Source organism: Pseudomonas sp. GW456-12-10-14-LB2, assembly GCF_002884345.1.
Taxonomy (GTDB): Bacteria; Pseudomonadota; Gammaproteobacteria; order Pseudomonadales; family Pseudomonadaceae; genus Aquipseudomonas; species Aquipseudomonas paraglycinae.
The window spans coordinates 118636-133963 of sequence record NZ_POHV01000002.1 but is presented as its reverse complement, the minus strand read 5'-3'; the positions used below and the strand labels follow the sequence as shown (position 1 = coordinate 133963).

Below are 15328 nucleotides of genomic sequence, written 5' to 3'. Positions count from 1 at the left end.
AACAGCGCAGTGCTTCACCGACCCGATTGCCTTTGCACATGGAGCTTTTATGAAATTTCTCGCACCGCTCGCCCTGCTGTCTTTCTGCGCAGTCCTCGCCGCCCCCGTGATGGCCGATGAAGACGCGCCGGGCCTGACCGGTTGTGCCGCCAAGAAGCAGGGCATCATCAACCAGATCGAACAGGCCAAGTCCCGCGGCAACGCCGACCAGCAGGCCGGCCTCGAAACCGCCCTGCGCGAAGTCACCGAACACTGCACCGACGCCGGCCTGAAGAAAGAACGCGAAAACAAGGTGCTCGACGCCAAGCATGAAGTGAGCAAGCGTCAGGCCGATCTGGACAAGGCCATGAAAAAAGGCGATCCGGAGAAGATCGACAAGCGCAAGAACAAGCTCGCCGAATCGCGCAAGGAATTGCAGGACGCGCTGGACGAACTCGACAAGTAAGAAAGCCGGGGATCACAGCCCAAAGCCGTGATCCCTTGAACATCAGTGGTCGCGAAACTCTTTATGGCAGGCACTGCAGGCATCTTCGACTTTCTGCACGGCCGGCCCCAGGTTGCTGGCCTTGTAAGGTTGAACCTTGCTGGCGATCACCAGTTCACCGGTGGCCGCTTCAAGGGTGCGGGCCATTTCCTGGAAGCGGGCCTGTTTCTGCCAGACATCGTCCTTGGCGCTGGTGTGATCTTCTTCGCGCACCTGCGGGAAATGTTTCCACGGCTCATGGGACAACGCATCGAGCTTGACCGCACCTTCCGCAAATTTCGGCCCGTCGAAGGCGATGCGTCCGCGCAGCATGCCGCCCAGGTCTTCGCCGGTCTTGAGCATCTGCTTGAAGATCGCCTTGCGCTGACCCAGCGGGGAATTCGGGTCGACACCGCCACAGGCGGACAAGGTCAGACAGGCCAGCAATACAACAGAAATTCTTTTAAGAGTCATGGTGGCTTCAGGTCACGGAAATCGGCGGCCAGTATCCTCGGGTCACCGCCAAACACCAATAGCCCTATTAACAATAAGGGTTGCTTGAGCGCATGGAGCACTTCTGCAACCGGCACAGGAAATTCTCCATGAACAGCCGTTTCAAGGCCTGGCGTCATCCGCTCATCGCGACCCTCCCGCTGCTGGCGATCCTCGCCGGCTGCACCGGTGGCGACAGCGCCAAGCCGAAAACCCACGCCCTGGCCACGTACTCCAGCGCCACCTGGGAAGCATTGCCTGCGGTGTCCGATAGCGACCTGGTGGCCGGTTTCGGTTCGTGGCGCAGCGCCTGCACCCGGCTCAAGGCTGACCCGGTCTGGGGCGCGACCTGTGCGGCAGCCGCCAACGTGCCGCAAAAAGCCGGCGACATTCGCACGTTCCTCAAGCAGAACCTCGACGTCTTCGGCCTTCGCGCCGAGAACGACAACCCCAACGGTCTGATCACCGGCTATTACGAACCGGTCTATCCCGGCAGCCTGACGCAAACCGCCACCGCCAACGTGCCGGTGTATGGCGTGCCCGAGGACATGATCATAGTCTCGCTGGACAGCATTTACCCTGAACTCAAAGGCAAGCGCCTGCGCGGCCGCCTCGAAGGTCGTGTGCTGAAGCCTTACGACGACGCGGCGACCATCGAGAGCCAGGGCGTCAAGGCGCCGGTCGTGGCGTGGCTGACCGACCCGATGAACCTGCAATTCCTGCAGATTCAGGGTTCGGGGCGGATCCAGACCGATGACGGTCGCCAGCTGCGCATCGCCTACGCCGACCAGAACGGTCATCCGTACCGGCCGATCGGCCGCTGGCTGGTGGAACAGGGCGAGCTGAAAAAAGAAGAAGTGACCATGGGCGCGATCAGCAACTGGGCCAAGGCCAACCCGTCACGCATTCCGGAACTGCTGGCGAGCAACCCGAGCTACGTGTTCTTCACCCGCAACCCGGACAGCAACGAAGGCCCGCGCGGCTCGCTCAACGTGCCGCTGACCGCCGGTTACAGCGCGGCTGTGGACCGCAAGGTGATTCCGCTGGGCAGCCTGTTGTGGCTGTCGACCACCCGCCCGGACGGCACGGCACTGGTACGCCCGGTGGCCGCGCAGGACACCGGCGGCGCGATTGCCGGCGAAGTTCGTGCGGATCTGTTCTGGGGCACCGGCGATGCCGCCGGACAACTGGCCGGCGACATGAAGCAGCAAGGGCAGATCTGGATGCTCTGGCCGAAAGGCGTGGCGTTGCCGCAAGTGCCGCAGGTGGCCGACAAGCCGTAAGTACAATGCAAAAGATCGCAGGCCTCGTCAGCCTGCGATCTTTTCAGGTTCAGACCGAAACGAAGAAGAAGCTGGCAATCAGCACCATCCCGACGAACCAGACCAACGAGCGCAAAGCCGCCCAGTCCGCCAGATAGCAAATGATGTAGAGCAGGCGACTGGTGATGAACAGCACCGCCAGCACATTGACCGTCACCAGCTCTGCCGTGCCCACCAGGTGCGCGACGATCACCGCCGCCGCAAACGCCGGGGTCACTTCAAAACTGTTCAGTTGCGCCGCATGGGCACGGCGCGCCACGCCATCCACGCTGTCCAGAAAGTCCCGGGGATCATGATTGTCCCGCAGTCTGAAACCACCCGAGGCCTTGGCCACGACGGTGCACAGATAGGGCAGAAAGATCGCGATCAACACACACCACAAAGCCACCGTCATAACACCGTCCTTCTTTCGAGTTTTAGAGTTGCCGGGCGCTCAGAACTTCATCACCAGCATGCCGATCAGCACCAGCCCACAGGCTAAGAGCCGCGGCCGGCCGAAAGGTTCTTTCAGGTAACGCATACCGAACAGCACCACCAGAATCACGCTGATTTCACGCAACGCCGCCGCTTCGGCAATCGAGCCCAACTGCATCGCCCACAGCACCAGAGCGTAGCTGAACAACACGCAGAACCCGACCGCCAGTCCCAGCTTCCATTGCTCGCGCCAGAACAGCTTGAACGCCGGACGCTTGGCCACCCACGCCAGCATCGGGAAAGGCCAGGCACTGAGCAGCGTGACCCAGACCAGGTAATCCAGCGGATGCGACCAGCGCCGCAGCGCCTGGCCATCGATGTAGGTGTAGCAACCGATGCACAAGCCGATCAGCGCCACCACCGGCAGCATCGACCACGGCAAGTGTTTCCCGCCGCCGCCCTGCCAGAGCAGGCAAGCCATGCCCAGCGGGATCAGCATGATCCCGAAGATCTGCTGGGTGGTCAGCACTTCACCGGCGAAGATCAGGGTCAGCGCCAGCACCACCAGCGGCGACAATCCGCGCATCAACGGATAGACCAGCCCCAGATCGCCGACCCGATAGGCCTGGATGAGCAGATAACGATAGAGCAGCTCGAACGCCGCCGACGCCAGAATCCAAGGCCAGATTTCCGGCGGTGGCAGGCTGATGAAAGGGAACGCCAGCGCGACGAACAACAGCGCCACGGTGTCCATGCAGGCCACCACCAGCAGCCGTTCGGCGCTGAACTTGATTAACGTATTCCACGCTGCGTGCAACAGCGCCGCCACCAACACCAGAGCTGTCGCCAGCACGTGCCACTCCTTTGTTCTTGTTGTTGAACCTGAGCCAATTAGTCAGATTATTGATTCGCGATGTGTCAGCAGCTGTTTATACTGCAAGCGACCACGCCGCACTCAGTTGCGCACAGATAAATTCCAATAATTCCTGCCTGCCCCGTTCTCGTCCGAGACCGGTCGCCGGCCTGCGTATGCCTGATCAAAGCGTCAAGACTACCGACAGAGACCTTGCGCATGCCACTCGCCTTGCTTGCACTCGCTGTTGCCGCTTTCGGCATCGGCACCACTGAATTCGTCATCATGGGCCTGCTGCCCGATGTCGCTCGCGACCTCGCGGTGAGCATTCCCCACGCTGGCCTGTTGATCACTGGCTACGCCCTGGGCGTAGTGTTCGGTGCGCCGATCCTGGCGATCGGCACCGCCAACATGCCGCGCAAGGCCACGTTGCTGGGCATGACGCTGATGTTCATCCTCGGCAACGTGCTGTGCGCACTGGCGCCGAACTACGCAACGCTGATGGCCGCGCGAGTGGTCACCGCGCTGTGCCACGGCGCGTTCTTCGGCATCGGTTCGGTGGTGGCCGCCGGGCTGGTCGCGCCGAACAAACGGGCGCAGGCGATTGCGATGATGTTCACCGGTCTGACCCTGGCCAACGTTCTCGGCGTACCGCTGGGCACTGCCCTCGGCCAGTACGCCGGCTGGCGCTCGACCTTCTGGGCGGTCTCGGTGATCGGTGTGATCGCCGCCCTCGCCCAATGGCTGTGGTTGCCGAAACATATCCCGATGGACAAGGCCAACCTCGCCAGCGAATTCAAGGTGCTGGGCAAGGTCAACGTGTTGCTGGCGCTGGGCATGAGTGTGCTGGCCTCCACCAGCCTGTTCAGCGTGTTCACCTACATCGCGCCGATTCTGCAGGACATCACCGGCGTCAGCCCCCACGGCGTGACGGTGATGCTGCTGTTGTTCGGTGTCGGCCTGACCGGCGGCAGCATGCTCGGCGGGCGCCTGGCCGACAGCCGTCTGTTGCCGTCGCTGGTGGGTGTCGCACTGGCGGTGGTACTGATTCTGGCGGCATTCAGCCAGACCAGTCGCTCGGTGGTTCCGGCGGCGATCACGCTGGTGCTGTGGGGGATTTTCGCCTTCGCCCTGTGCCCGATCCTGCAACTGCTGATCATCGATCAGGCGCATGAAGCACCGAACCTCGGTTCGACCCTGAACCAGAGCGCGTTCAACCTCGGCAATGCCGCCGGCGCGTGGATCGGCGGATTGGTGGTGGCCAGCGGCGCGGACCTGGCGGACTTGCCGTGGACCGGCGCGCTGGTGGGCGTGCTGACCGTGCTGACGGCGCTGTTTTTCATCTACCTGCAACGTCGGGGTGTCGCTGCGGTCAATGTGTCCGGCTGATTTTCCCGGGGGACACAATTGTGTCCCCACCCGGCGTCAGCCCATCCAACCCTTGCGTCCATGAACGGGCGCGCTGTCTTTCCACCCCCCATCCAAAGGACCCCGGATGCTTGAACTCGTCGCCGCTTTCATCTGCCTCACCACCCTCCTCACCTTTGTGAATTTCCGCTTCATCGGCCTGCCTCCGACCATCGGCGTGATGGTTACCGCGCTGATGTTTTCCCTGTTGCTGCAAGGCCTGAGCCTGCTCGGCTACCCCGGCCTCGAAGAGCGCGTGCAGCAATTGATCGGCCAGATCGACTTCGGCGATCTGCTGATGAACTGGATGCTCTCGTTCCTGCTGTTCGCCGGTGCCTTGCACGTGAACCTCAACGACCTGCGCAGCTACCGTTGGCCCATCGGCCTGCTGGCAACCTTCGGCGTACTGATCGCCACCGCCGTGATCGGCAGCCTCGCCTATTACATTTTTGCCCTGTTCGGCTGGCACGTGAGCTTCCTCTACTGCCTGTTGTTCGGCGCGCTGATTTCCCCGACCGACCCGATCGCGGTACTCGGAGTGCTGCGTACGGCCAACGCCTCGAAGCCGCTGAAGACCACCATCGTTGGCGAATCACTGTTCAACGACGGCACCGCCGTGGTGGTGTTCACCGTGCTGCTTGGCATCGCGCAACTGGGCGAAACCCCGACCGTCGGCGCCACGGCCATGCTGTTTGCCCACGAAGCCATCGGCGGCGTGCTGTTCGGCGGGCTGATCGGTTATCTGGTGTACCTGATGATCAAAAGCATCGAGCAGCACCAGATCGAAGTCATGCTGACTTTGGCGCTGGTGATTGGCGGTTCAGCGATGGCCACCGAGCTGCACGTCTCGGCACCGATTGCGATGGTGGTCGCCGGTCTGATCATCGGTAACCTCGGTCGCAACCTGGCGATGAACGACATGACGCGCAAATACCTGGACGGTTTCTGGGAATTGCTCGACGACATGCTCAACGCGCTGCTGTTCGCGCTGATCGGGATGGAGCTGTTGCTGCTGCCGTTCAACTGGTTGCACGTGGCGGCAGCAAGTCTGCTGGCGCTGGCGATTCTGCTGTCGCGCCTGCTCACCGTGGCCCCGGCCATCGTCCTGTTGCGCCGCTGGCGCACCGTGCCTCGCGGCACTATCCGGATCCTGACCTGGGGTGGTTTGCGCGGCGGAGTTTCGGTGGCACTGGCACTGGCCCTGCCGCTGGGCCCAGAGCGCGATCTGCTGCTGAGCATCACTTACATCGTGGTGCTGTCATCGATCCTGTTGCAGGGCCTGACCATCGGCAAACTGGTCAAGCACGCAACGCGCGACGAGCCGGCAACCGCTGCCGAGCCCGCGCACCACTGATCATTTCTTGATCTGCTGCGGATCGGGCTTTTCGGCCTGATCTGCAGACTCTTTCGGAGCGCCGCTTTCGCTGCGGATCTGCGCATGACTGATCAGGGCGAAGATGAAACTGCCGCCGATGATGTTCCCCGCCAGCGTCGGCCCGGCAAACACCGCCCAGAAGTCACTCCACGGCAACTCGCCGGCAAACACCAGATACGACACCTCCGCCGACCCCACCACGATGTGCGTGAAGTCGCCCAGCGCCATCAGATAGGTGATGAGGATGATGATCCACATCTTCGCGCTCTCCATGGACGGAATCATCCAGACCATGGTGGCGATCATCCAGCCGGAAACGATGCCCTTGGCAAACATCTGACTCGCGTGGTTCTCCATGACCTTGCGGCCGATTTCTAGGAAGGCCTCGTCGGTCTTGCTGTCGAAGATCGGCAGTTCGAGCATCACATACGCCACCAGAATCGTCCCGCACAGGTTGCCGAACAGCACCACTGTCCAGAGCCGGATCAACCGACCGAAATTGGCCAGGGTCGGCTTGGTCATCACCGGCAGCACGGCAGTCAGGGTGTTTTCGGTAAACAGTTGCTGGCGGGCGAGGATCACCGCGAGAAAGCCTGCGCAGTAGCCGAAACTGGCGATCACCTTGAATTCGTCGCCCTCGGGCAGACGCGAGTTGAGCAGGCCCATGCCCATCAGCGACAGGCCCATGGTCAGCCCGGCCGCCAGCGCCGACCACCACAACGCGGCGATGCTGCGCTCCAGTTCCTGGTCGCCCTGTTTGCGGATGATTTCATGCAGAACCGCCGCGCGGGGCGGCTGGTTTTTCTCGACTTCGTGTTGTTCCTTGGCCGAGAGATCGGGGGTCTTGCCGTCTGTAGGTGTGGTCATGGCGGGAAACCGGTGGCGGGGTCATAAGGCTACGACACGCGCCGCTCGGCTTCCGTTCGCCGGTGTGACGCGATTACTCGGTAACGGGCACGTCATCCTTGAACTGGTCTTTGACATACCTGATCTCGGTTCGCCCGTGCGGCGCCGGCAAGCCGTCTTCGCCGAGGTTGACGAAGACCATTTTCTCGACGGTCAGGATGCTCTTGCGGGTGATCTTGTTGCGCACTTCGCAGGTCAGGGTGATCGAGGTGCGGCCGAACTCAGTGGCGGTGATGCCCAGCTCGATGATGTCGCCCTGGCGCGAGGCGCTGACGAAGTTGATTTCGGAAATGTACTTGGTCACCACGCGCTGGTTACCCAGTTGAACGATGGCGTAGATCGCCGCTTCTTCGTCGATCCAGCGCAGCAGGCTGCCGCCGAACAGGGTGCCGTTGGGGTTGAGGTCTTCGGGTTTTACCCACTTGCGGGTGTGGAAATTCATCTTCACTCCTGAGCGTCTTGCCGAATGATGGCGCCATCTTGGCAGACTGAGCGGTCATGCTCCATGAGGCTTCTACTATGGTCGCGATTGGCGATCTTCATCTGGCCGACAGAAACCCTTTGGAAGATCAGTCTAGACGGCTATAATCGCCCCCGTTTCAAAACGGTAACCTTCACTTGGTACCGTTTTCCCGCCACCTGTCCGAGGGGCGCTGCAGCAGGTTCAACCTGTCAGGCTCGGATGGGGCGTTGACCGGCTCAGGCCGGACACTAAACGCACAACGGCGCCCATTCGCATACATTACGAATGGAGGCTCTTCATGAGCGCTGTTATCACGCCTGCAGATTTTAACGATTACAAAGTTGCCGACATGTCCCTGGCTGCCTGGGGCCGTCGCGAAACCATCATCGCCGAGTCGGAAATGCCGGCCCTGATGGGTCTGCGCCGCAAGTACGCTTCCGAGCAGCCGCTGAAAGGCGCAAAAATCCTCGGCTGCATCCACATGACCATTCAGACCGCCGTGCTGATCGAAACCCTGGTTGCCCTGGGTGCCGAAGTGCGCTGGTCGTCCTGCAACATTTTCTCGACTCAGGATCAGGCCGCCGCTTCCATCGCCGCTGCCGGCATCCCGGTATTCGCCTGGAAAGGCGAGACTGAAGAAGAGTACGAGTGGTGCCTGGAGCAGACCATCCTGAAAGATGGCCAGCCATGGGACGCCAACATGATCCTCGACGACGGCGGCGACCTGACCGAGCTGCTGCACAAGAAATACCCACAGGTTCTGGACCGCGTTCACGGCGTGACCGAAGAAACCACCACCGGCGTGCACCGCCTGCTGGACATGCTGGCCAAAGGCGAGCTGAAAATCCCGGCCATCAACGTCAACGACTCGGTGACCAAGTCCAAGAACGACAACAAGTACGGCTGCCGTCACAGCCTGAACGACGCCATCAAGCGCGGCACCGACCACCTGCTGTCCGGCAAGCAAGCGCTGGTCATCGGCTACGGTGACGTGGGCAAGGGCTCGGCCCAGTCCCTGCGTCAGGAAGGCATGATCGTCAAGGTTTCCGAAGTTGACCCGATCTGCGCCATGCAAGCCTGCATGGACGGTTTCGAACTGGTTTCGCCGTTCATCGACGGTATCAACGACGGCACCGAAGCAAGCATCGACAAAGCGCTGCTGGGCAAGATCGACCTGATCGTGACCACCACCGGTAACGTCAACGTTTGCGACGCAAACATGCTCAAAGCCCTGAAGAAGCGCGCCGTTGTCTGCAACATCGGTCACTTCGACAACGAAATCGACACCGCTTTCATGCGCAAGAACTGGGCATGGGAAGAAGTGAAGCCACAGGTACACAAGATCCACCGTACCGGCCCGGGCGCTTTCGACGCTCAGAACGACGACTACCTGATCCTGCTGGCGGAAGGCCGTCTGGTGAACCTGGGCAATGCCACCGGTCACCCAAGCCGCATCATGGACGGTTCGTTCGCCAACCAGGTGCTGGCGCAGATCTTCCTGTTCGGCCAGAAGTACGCCGACCTGTCGCCAGCCCAGAAAGCCGAGCGTCTGACCGTTGAAGTACTGCCGAAGAAACTCGACGAAGAAGTGGCCCTGGAAATGGTCCGCGGATTCGGCGGCGTGGTCACTCAACTGACCAAGCAACAGGCTGACTACATCGGCGTGACCGTCGAAGGCCCGTTCAAGCCGCACGCTTACCGCTACTAAGACAAGAGCAGCTGCGAGCTACAAGCTTCAAGCGGCAAGCAAGGTCAAAAGCCGGACTTGCCGTACGAAGCTTGAGAGCTCTGCCCCTATTTCAGAACAGTTTCAGGCAGCAGGTTTCACGCACGAGAGATCAGCGCACCTCCGCTTCTCTCGCAGCTTGTAGCTTGCCGCTCGTAACTGGAGGCTTCCTCCATGTCCCAAGAACGTCGCTACAGCTTCGAGTTCTTCCCGACCAAGACCGATGCTGGGCATGAAAAACTGCTCGCCACTGCCCGTCAGTTGGCCACCTACAACCCTGACTTCTTTTCCTGCACCTACGGCGCGGGCGGTTCGACCCGTGACCGCACGCTGAACACCGTTCTGCAGCTGGAAAGCGAAGTCAAAATCCCCGCCGCCCCGCACCTGTCGTGCGTCGGCGACAGCAAGGACGACCTGCGCGGCCTGCTGAACGAGTACAAGGCTGCCGGCATCAAGCGCATCGTCGCCCTGCGCGGTGATCTGCCGTCCGGCATGGGCATGACCAGCGGCGAGCTGCGTCACGCCAATGAACTGGTTGAATTCATTCGTGAGGAAACCGGCAATCATTTCCACATCGAAGTCGCCGCCTACCCGGAGATGCATCCGCAAGCGCACAACTACGAAGACGATCTCGCCAACTTCGTGCGCAAGGCCCGTGCCGGCGCCGACAGCGCGATCACCCAGTACTTCTTCAACGCCGACAGCTACTTCTACTTTGTCGACCGGTTGCAGGCGCTGGGCGTGGACATTCCGGTCGTTCCGGGCATCATGCCAATCACCAACTACAGCAAACTCGCACGCTTCTCCGATGCCTGCGGTGCGGAAATCCCGCGCTGGATCCGCAAGCAACTGGAAGCCTACGGCGATGACAGCCAGAGCATTCAGCGCTTTGGTGAACAGGTCGTCAGCGAGATGTGCGAACGCCTGCTGCAAGGCGGCGCGCCTGGCCTGCACTTCTATTCCATGAACCAGGCGGAACCGAGCCTGGCGATCTGGAATAATCTGAAGTTGCCGCGCTAAACGATTCAACACAGTAAAAAGTGCCCTCTTCAGAGGGCCTTTTTACATTTAAAAGTACCAATGGAATATTGTCGTCAATGATCTGCGATTCTTCGAACCCACGCCCTCAACTCGTCTACCTGGTTTTTGGCTCTGAAACCTATCACCAGGAAGCCGTGTTCAGCATCGCGAGTGCCCTGGCCTGGCTTCGTGAATCACCGGATGTGACGATTGATATCCAGGTGTTCAGTGACAATCCGCAGCCTTACGAAAAACTCCCGGTACGAGTGCGTCCCCTCGATGCTGCCACCCGTCAGCGCTGGAGCGAACCTCACGGCTACCACTTCCGCACCAAACACGTTGCCTTGCGAACGGTGCTCGAAGAGTCCGAGACAGCCTTGCTGATCGACACCGACACTTTTTTTCATTGCTCGCCAGTCAAACTGTTCGAACGGGTGCAACCCGGCACGCTGCTGTGCAATGACTACTACTCGCAATACGGCACCAACAAAGAAAACCTGCTCTACAGCGCTCTGTCGAAAACCCTGCTGGAGAGAGGCCTGGCTGACGATCAAATGATGCTGCTCAATTCCGGCGTCATCGGCCTGCATCGCCAGGATGCGCAAGTGCTTGATCGCTCGATTGCGCTGATCGACGAGCTGTTCCCGCTTGCCCAGGGTGCCTACACCCTGGAGGAATTCTGCCTGTCAGTGGCAGCCTATCGCACACTGGACATCAAGAAGTGTCCGGACCTGATTCATCACTACTGGAGCCGCAAGCAGCTGTTCAGGGCCAAGATTCAGGCCTGGGTCGCCAAGCATGGCGACAACCCGACCTGTCAGGCTGCACTGGATGATACCCGTCTCGTTTCCGCGCGACTGCCACGTCCGCCACGTATGCAGCGCATGCTTTACAAAGTCATCACCCTGATGCTGCCCGCGCACCTTCGCCAGTTCATTCGCGAAATTCTCTACGGTTGCTATAAGCACCCCAACGAATTCGACCAGGCCTGCGCACCGGTGTGGTGGGAAAAGGCACTGAAAAACCAGCAGGAAAGGATTGGCAAGAAAGTTTGTCAGCATTTGCTGGAAGAATGGTTCAGCAGAAGACTGGTCAGACTGGTTCTGGGCTCGCGCTACACGACAATTCATCAGCACCTGCTCAATTCATCCGGCAAATAGCGGCATCGCATCGAAACTCTTCGCTTGCAGCGTTAAACATGCATGCCAGAGCTTCTCATCAGGCGATTCGCGTACTAACCTCAGGCCATGCCTGTCATTGTCCAGTTGCTGAGCGTTTTGCTGTTTACTTGCCTGAGCTTCGCTGCTCGGGGCGAGAAGTTGCGCATTGTCACCGAGCCATGGGCGCCGTATGTCTATGAACAAGGCGGCAAGAATCTCGGGCTGGACTACGAAACCACTGCCATCGTATTCAAGCGCTTGGGCATCGAAGTCGAATGGCAGTTTTTGCCCTGGAAACGCTGCCTGTCGATGCTCGAAACCGGCCAGGCCGACGGCGCGCTGGACATCTTCCACAGCGACGAACGCGACGCCACCCTGCTCTACCCTAGCGAACCGCTGTCGGACGTCGAGTTCGTGATGTTCTACGCCAACGAGCGTCCGCACCCTTTTCACAGCCTTGAAGACCTCAAAGGCCTGACGGTCGGCACCTCGCCGGGCTATCTGTACAGCCCCGACTTTCGCGAATCGACCCTGTTCACCCGCGAGCCGGCCCCGACCCACGAAGCCAATTTCGGCAAACTGGTGCGCGGGCGCATCGACCTGCTGATCACTGATCGCCGCGTGGGTCAGCATTTGCTCGATGAACTGGGCATTCGCGACAAGATCACGGAAAACCCCACGGTCATCAGCCGCCAGAGCCAGTTTCTGGCCGTGCGGCGCAATGCCGGGATGGATTTGCTGGTGCAGCGCTTCGGCGCCGAACTCAAGCGTTTCAAGCGCGAACCGGCCTATGCCGAGCTCAGCGCCCGCTACGGCGCGGCCCCCGCCCTGACGGCGCCACTGGGCAACGCCACCGCCAGCGGCAAAACCGTTGAGCAGCAGGAAAGCGGCGCGCAGTGATTGCTCTGTTATACTCCGGCGTTCCCGCCAGGCTCACGCCCGGACGCCCGGAACCGTAACAGGCCTCCCGACCCGCTACAGCGCAGCTTTTCAGCCCGCGCGAGCGCTCCGGACGTGCCTTCGGAACCGCAGCAGGACCGGACGGGATTGCGTCCTCTTAAACGCCATTCGCGCCAGGCAAGACTCCCATTGGGCCAAGCCCTAACTGAAACAGGATTACTCATGTCCTTTGCTTCCCTCGGTCTCTCCGAGGCTTTGGTCCGCGCTATCGAAGATGCGGGCTATACCGAGCCTACTCCGGTGCAACAGCGGGCCATTCCCGCCGTGTTGCAAGGTCGCGACCTGATGGTTGCGGCACAGACAGGTACTGGTAAAACCGGCGGTTTCGCCCTTCCGATCCTGGAGCGGCTGTTCCCCAACGGCCACCCGGACAAATCCCAGCGTCACGGCCCGCGCCAACCGCGCGTGCTGGTCCTGACCCCGACCCGCGAACTCGCGGCCCAGGTTCACGACAGCTTCAAGATCTACGCCCGTGACCTGAAATTCGTCAGTGCCTGCATCTTCGGCGGCGTCGGCATGAACCCGCAGGTTCAGGCCATGTCCCGTGGCGTGGACGTCCTCGTTGCCTGCCCGGGTCGTCTGCTCGACCTGTGCGGCCAGGGCAGCGTCGATCTGTCCCACGTTGAAATCCTCGTGCTCGACGAAGCCGACCGCATGCTCGACATGGGCTTCGTCCACGACGTGAAGAAAGTCCTCGCGCGTCTGCCGGCCAAGCGTCAGAACCTGCTGTTTTCGGCGACCTTCTCCAAAGACATCACGGATCTTGCCGGCAAGCTGCTGCACAACCCGGAACGCATCGAAGTGACGCCGCCGAACACCACGGTCGAGCGCATCGAACAACGCGTATTCCGCCTGCCAGCCAGCCACAAGCGTGCGCTGCTGGCCCACCTGATCACCGCCGGCGCGTGGGAACAGGTGCTGGTGTTCACCCGCACCAAGCACGGCGCCAACCGTCTGGCCGAGTACCTGGACAAGCACGGCCTGCCGGCTGTGGCGATCCACGGCAACAAGAGCCAGAACGCCCGCACCAAAGCTCTGGCCGACTTCAAGGCCGGTGAAGTGCGCATCCTGGTTGCCACCGACATCGCGGCGCGCGGTCTGGACATCGACCAGTTGCCACACGTGGTCAACTTCGAACTGCCGAACGTCGATGAAGACTACGTGCACCGTATCGGCCGTACTGGCCGTGCCGGTCGTTCGGGCGAGGCGATCTCGCTGGTCGCACCGGACGAAGAAAAACTGCTGAAAAGCATCGAACGCATGACCAAGCAGAAAATCGCCGACGGCGACCTGATGGGCTTCGATGCCAGCACCATCGAGGCCGAGAAGCCCGAAGCCCGTGAGCGTCCGGACATGCGCAACCCGCGCAATGCCCGTGGCCCACGCGGCGACGGCCCGAATGGCGGCGGTGGCGGCGGTCGTAAAGACAAAGGCAAAGACAAGGGCAAGGAAAAACCGGCCGGCGATCGTGGCGAGCGTCCAGCCCGTCAACAAAAGCCGCGTGAAGGCACCCCGGCCCGCGAACAGCGCCAGCCAAGCCAGCCGCCACGCGCCGCTGCTGACCGTGCTCCGGACGAATTCCTCGACGACGATATCGATAACTTCGGTAACCGCGTCGATTACGTGCCGAAGCAGGCTCCGGCCGGTGGTCGCAACCGTCGTCCAGGCGCTCCGGCGCAAGGCGCAGGTTCGGGCGCACCCCGCGGCGGTCAGCCACAAGGTCGCCAGAACGGCCCACGCAACAGCAACGGTTCGAGCACCGGCACTCCGCCAGGCAAGCGCAGCGGCCCACGCAACGGTGCTCCGCGTGACGGTCAGGGTCGTCGCGATGAAAACCCGCGCAACCGCCGCCCGGCCCGTGACGATCAGCAACGCGCTGAACCGGCCGTGCAGAACCCGCGCAGCAGCGGGCCGAAGATCATGCACAAGGAATCGAAAGCCGACCGCTTCCCGACCCCTGAGCAGCTGGATCAACTGCCAAGTCGCCCACGCGGTGAAAAACCGGCCTTGCTGACCCGCAATCGCTGAGTTTTCGACTGCAATGAAAAATGCCCCGGTCTGAAAACCGGGGCATTTTCTTGTGCGCCGCCGAGACGAGGGTTGCGACAGGCAATAAAAAACGCCCCCGATCGCAAGACCGGGGGCGTTTTTGTATGGCTGGCGAAAATTACTTCGCTTTCACACCTTCAAACGAAACGTACAGCTCGACCGCGTCGGACTTCGGACCCAGGTCTTTCTGCTTGCCGAAATCGGAACGCTTGATGGTGGTGGTGCCTTCGAAGCCGGCACGGTAGCCACCCCATGGATCCTTACCTTCGCCCAGGAAGGTCGCCTTCACGACCACTGGCTTGGTGACGCCCAGGATGGTCAGGTCGCCGGTCACGTCAGCGGTGTTGGCACCGGTGGACTTGACGCTGGTGGAGACGAAGGTCGCCTTGGCAAACTTGCTGGCGTTCAGGAAGTCAGCGCTGGCGATGTGCTTGTCGCGCTCGGCGTGGTTGGTGAACACGCTGGCGGTGTTCACGTTGAACTCGATCTTGCTGTCTTCAGGCTTGGCAGCGTCGAAGCTGAACTTGCCATCGATGTCCTTGAAGGTACCGGTGATGAAGCTGTAGCCCAGGTGGCTGATCTTGAAGTCGACGAAGGCGTGCTGGCCTTCTTTGTCAACCACGTAGTCAGCGGCCATCACGTTGGCGGACAGGACGGCAGAGCCGATTGCCAGAGCGGCCAGAGTCTTTTTCAACATGCTTTGTTTTCCTTTGGAGTC

15 protein-coding genes and 1 riboswitch are annotated in these 15328 nt (G+C 61.1%); of the genes, 9 read left to right on the top strand and 6 right to left on the bottom strand.

Going from position 1 to position 15328, the window contains the following annotated elements; genetic code table 11:
* Window positions 1-49 precede the first annotated feature (49 nt).
* On the top strand, window positions 50-445 hold the full coding sequence (locus C1X29_RS02165; protein ID WP_007959697.1) for a DUF1090 domain-containing protein: 396 nt from the start codon (window positions 50-52) through the stop codon (window positions 443-445).
* Between the two features lie 42 nt (window positions 446-487).
* Here C1X29_RS02165 and C1X29_RS02160 read toward each other — a convergent pair whose 3' ends face one another.
* The gene (locus tag C1X29_RS02160) at window positions 488-937 is read right to left on the bottom strand and encodes a cytochrome c (RefSeq protein WP_007959696.1); all 450 of its coding nucleotides are present in this window, start codon (window positions 935-937) and stop codon (window positions 488-490) included.
* 128 nt (window positions 938-1065) lie between these two features.
* Between C1X29_RS02160 and C1X29_RS02155 the strand changes: the two genes are divergently transcribed.
* Window positions 1066-2238, top strand: a complete 1173-nt coding sequence (locus C1X29_RS02155; RefSeq protein WP_102685755.1) for a murein transglycosylase A — start codon at window positions 1066-1068, stop codon at window positions 2236-2238.
* Between the two features lie 49 nt (window positions 2239-2287).
* Here C1X29_RS02155 and C1X29_RS02150 read toward each other — a convergent pair whose 3' ends face one another.
* Window positions 2288-2671, bottom strand: coding sequence for an MAPEG family protein (locus tag C1X29_RS02150; RefSeq protein WP_085746665.1), 384 nt, complete (start codon window positions 2669-2671; stop codon window positions 2288-2290).
* 39 nt (window positions 2672-2710) lie between these two features.
* Window positions 2711-3544, bottom strand: a complete 834-nt coding sequence (locus tag C1X29_RS02145; RefSeq protein WP_102716737.1) for an EamA family transporter — start codon at window positions 3542-3544, stop codon at window positions 2711-2713.
* Window positions 3545-3763: 219 nt separating this feature from the next.
* Here C1X29_RS02145 and C1X29_RS02140 point away from each other — a divergent pair, with 219 nt between their 5' ends.
* Window positions 3764-4933 (top strand): MFS transporter, encoded by a 1170-nt coding sequence (locus C1X29_RS02140; RefSeq protein ID WP_085608885.1) that lies wholly within the window; start codon window positions 3764-3766, stop codon window positions 4931-4933.
* Window positions 4934-5039: 106 nt separating this feature from the next.
* Window positions 5040-6305 carry a sodium:proton antiporter gene (locus C1X29_RS02135; protein ID WP_085667394.1) on the top strand — a complete coding sequence of 422 codons (1266 nt, stop codon included), beginning with the start codon at window positions 5040-5042 and terminating at the stop codon, window positions 6303-6305.
* On the opposite strand, the gene C1X29_RS02130 is transcribed toward C1X29_RS02135, so the two are convergent.
* Entirely contained in the window at window positions 6306-7193 is an 888-nt protein-coding gene (locus C1X29_RS02130; protein WP_102685756.1) for a formate/nitrite transporter family protein, read from the bottom strand. It lies immediately after the preceding gene.
* A gap of 73 nt (window positions 7194-7266) precedes the next feature.
* The gene (locus tag C1X29_RS02125) at window positions 7267-7674 is read right to left on the bottom strand and encodes an acyl-CoA thioesterase (protein WP_011336338.1); all 408 of its coding nucleotides are present in this window, start codon (window positions 7672-7674) and stop codon (window positions 7267-7269) included.
* Window positions 7675-7871: 197 nt separating this feature from the next.
* A riboswitch (S-adenosyl-L-homocysteine riboswitch) is annotated at window positions 7872-7970 on the top strand.
* A gap of 23 nt (window positions 7971-7993) precedes the next feature.
* Between C1X29_RS02125 and ahcY the strand changes: the two genes are divergently transcribed.
* The 5 genes from ahcY to C1X29_RS02100 all read left to right on the top strand — a co-directional run bounded on the left by ahcY (window position 7994) and on the right by C1X29_RS02100 (window position 14589).
* The gene (gene ahcY, locus C1X29_RS02120) at window positions 7994-9403 is read left to right on the top strand and encodes an adenosylhomocysteinase (protein ID WP_007961892.1); all 1410 of its coding nucleotides are present in this window, start codon (window positions 7994-7996) and stop codon (window positions 9401-9403) included.
* Window positions 9404-9595: 192 nt separating this feature from the next.
* Window positions 9596-10441: a methylenetetrahydrofolate reductase [NAD(P)H] gene (metF, locus tag C1X29_RS02115; protein ID WP_102716736.1), complete on the top strand. Its 846-nt coding sequence runs from the start codon at window positions 9596-9598 to the stop codon at window positions 10439-10441.
* Between the two features lie 77 nt (window positions 10442-10518).
* A complete protein-coding gene (locus tag C1X29_RS02110; protein ID WP_102716735.1) occupies window positions 10519-11601 on the top strand; it encodes a hypothetical protein in 1083 nt (360 codons plus the stop codon).
* An 87-nt stretch (window positions 11602-11688) separates the two neighbouring features.
* Window positions 11689-12501, top strand: a complete 813-nt coding sequence (locus C1X29_RS02105; protein WP_102685758.1) for an ABC transporter substrate-binding protein — start codon at window positions 11689-11691, stop codon at window positions 12499-12501.
* Between the two features lie 222 nt (window positions 12502-12723).
* A complete protein-coding gene (locus C1X29_RS02100; RefSeq protein WP_102716734.1) occupies window positions 12724-14589 on the top strand; it encodes a DEAD/DEAH box helicase in 1866 nt (621 codons plus the stop codon).
* A gap of 139 nt (window positions 14590-14728) precedes the next feature.
* On the opposite strand, the gene C1X29_RS02095 is transcribed toward C1X29_RS02100, so the two are convergent.
* Window positions 14729-15307, bottom strand: coding sequence for a YceI family protein (locus C1X29_RS02095; RefSeq protein ID WP_045121911.1), 579 nt, complete (start codon window positions 15305-15307; stop codon window positions 14729-14731).
* Window positions 15308-15328 lie beyond the last annotated feature (21 nt).

Bases quoted from the DNA above. Each gene is read 5' to 3' on its own strand.
- C1X29_RS02165 (WP_007959697.1), top strand. From the start codon at position 50: ATGAAATTTCTCGCACCGCTCGCCCTGCTGTCTTTCTGCGCAGTCCTC.
- C1X29_RS02160 (WP_007959696.1), bottom strand. From the start codon at position 937: ATGACTCTTAAAAGAATTTCTGTTGTATTGCTGGCCTGTCTGACCTTG.
- C1X29_RS02155 (WP_102685755.1), top strand. From the start codon at position 1,066: ATGAACAGCCGTTTCAAGGCCTGGCGTCATCCGCTCATCGCGACCCTC.
- C1X29_RS02150 (WP_085746665.1), bottom strand. From the start codon at position 2,671: ATGACGGTGGCTTTGTGGTGTGTGTTGATCGCGATCTTTCTGCCCTAT.
- C1X29_RS02140 (WP_085608885.1), top strand. From the start codon at position 3,764: ATGCCACTCGCCTTGCTTGCACTCGCTGTTGCCGCTTTCGGCATCGGC.
- C1X29_RS02135 (WP_085667394.1), top strand. From the start codon at position 5,040: ATGCTTGAACTCGTCGCCGCTTTCATCTGCCTCACCACCCTCCTCACC.
- C1X29_RS02130 (WP_102685756.1), bottom strand. From the start codon at position 7,193: ATGACCACACCTACAGACGGCAAGACCCCCGATCTCTCGGCCAAGGAA.
- C1X29_RS02125 (WP_011336338.1), bottom strand. From the start codon at position 7,674: ATGAATTTCCACACCCGCAAGTGGGTAAAACCCGAAGACCTCAACCCC.
- ahcY (WP_007961892.1), top strand. From the start codon at position 7,994: ATGAGCGCTGTTATCACGCCTGCAGATTTTAACGATTACAAAGTTGCC.
- metF (WP_102716736.1), top strand. From the start codon at position 9,596: ATGTCCCAAGAACGTCGCTACAGCTTCGAGTTCTTCCCGACCAAGACC.
- C1X29_RS02110 (WP_102716735.1), top strand. From the start codon at position 10,519: ATGATCTGCGATTCTTCGAACCCACGCCCTCAACTCGTCTACCTGGTT.
- C1X29_RS02105 (WP_102685758.1), top strand. From the start codon at position 11,689: ATGCCTGTCATTGTCCAGTTGCTGAGCGTTTTGCTGTTTACTTGCCTG.
- C1X29_RS02100 (WP_102716734.1), top strand. From the start codon at position 12,724: ATGTCCTTTGCTTCCCTCGGTCTCTCCGAGGCTTTGGTCCGCGCTATC.
- C1X29_RS02095 (WP_045121911.1), bottom strand. From the start codon at position 15,307: ATGTTGAAAAAGACTCTGGCCGCTCTGGCAATCGGCTCTGCCGTCCTG.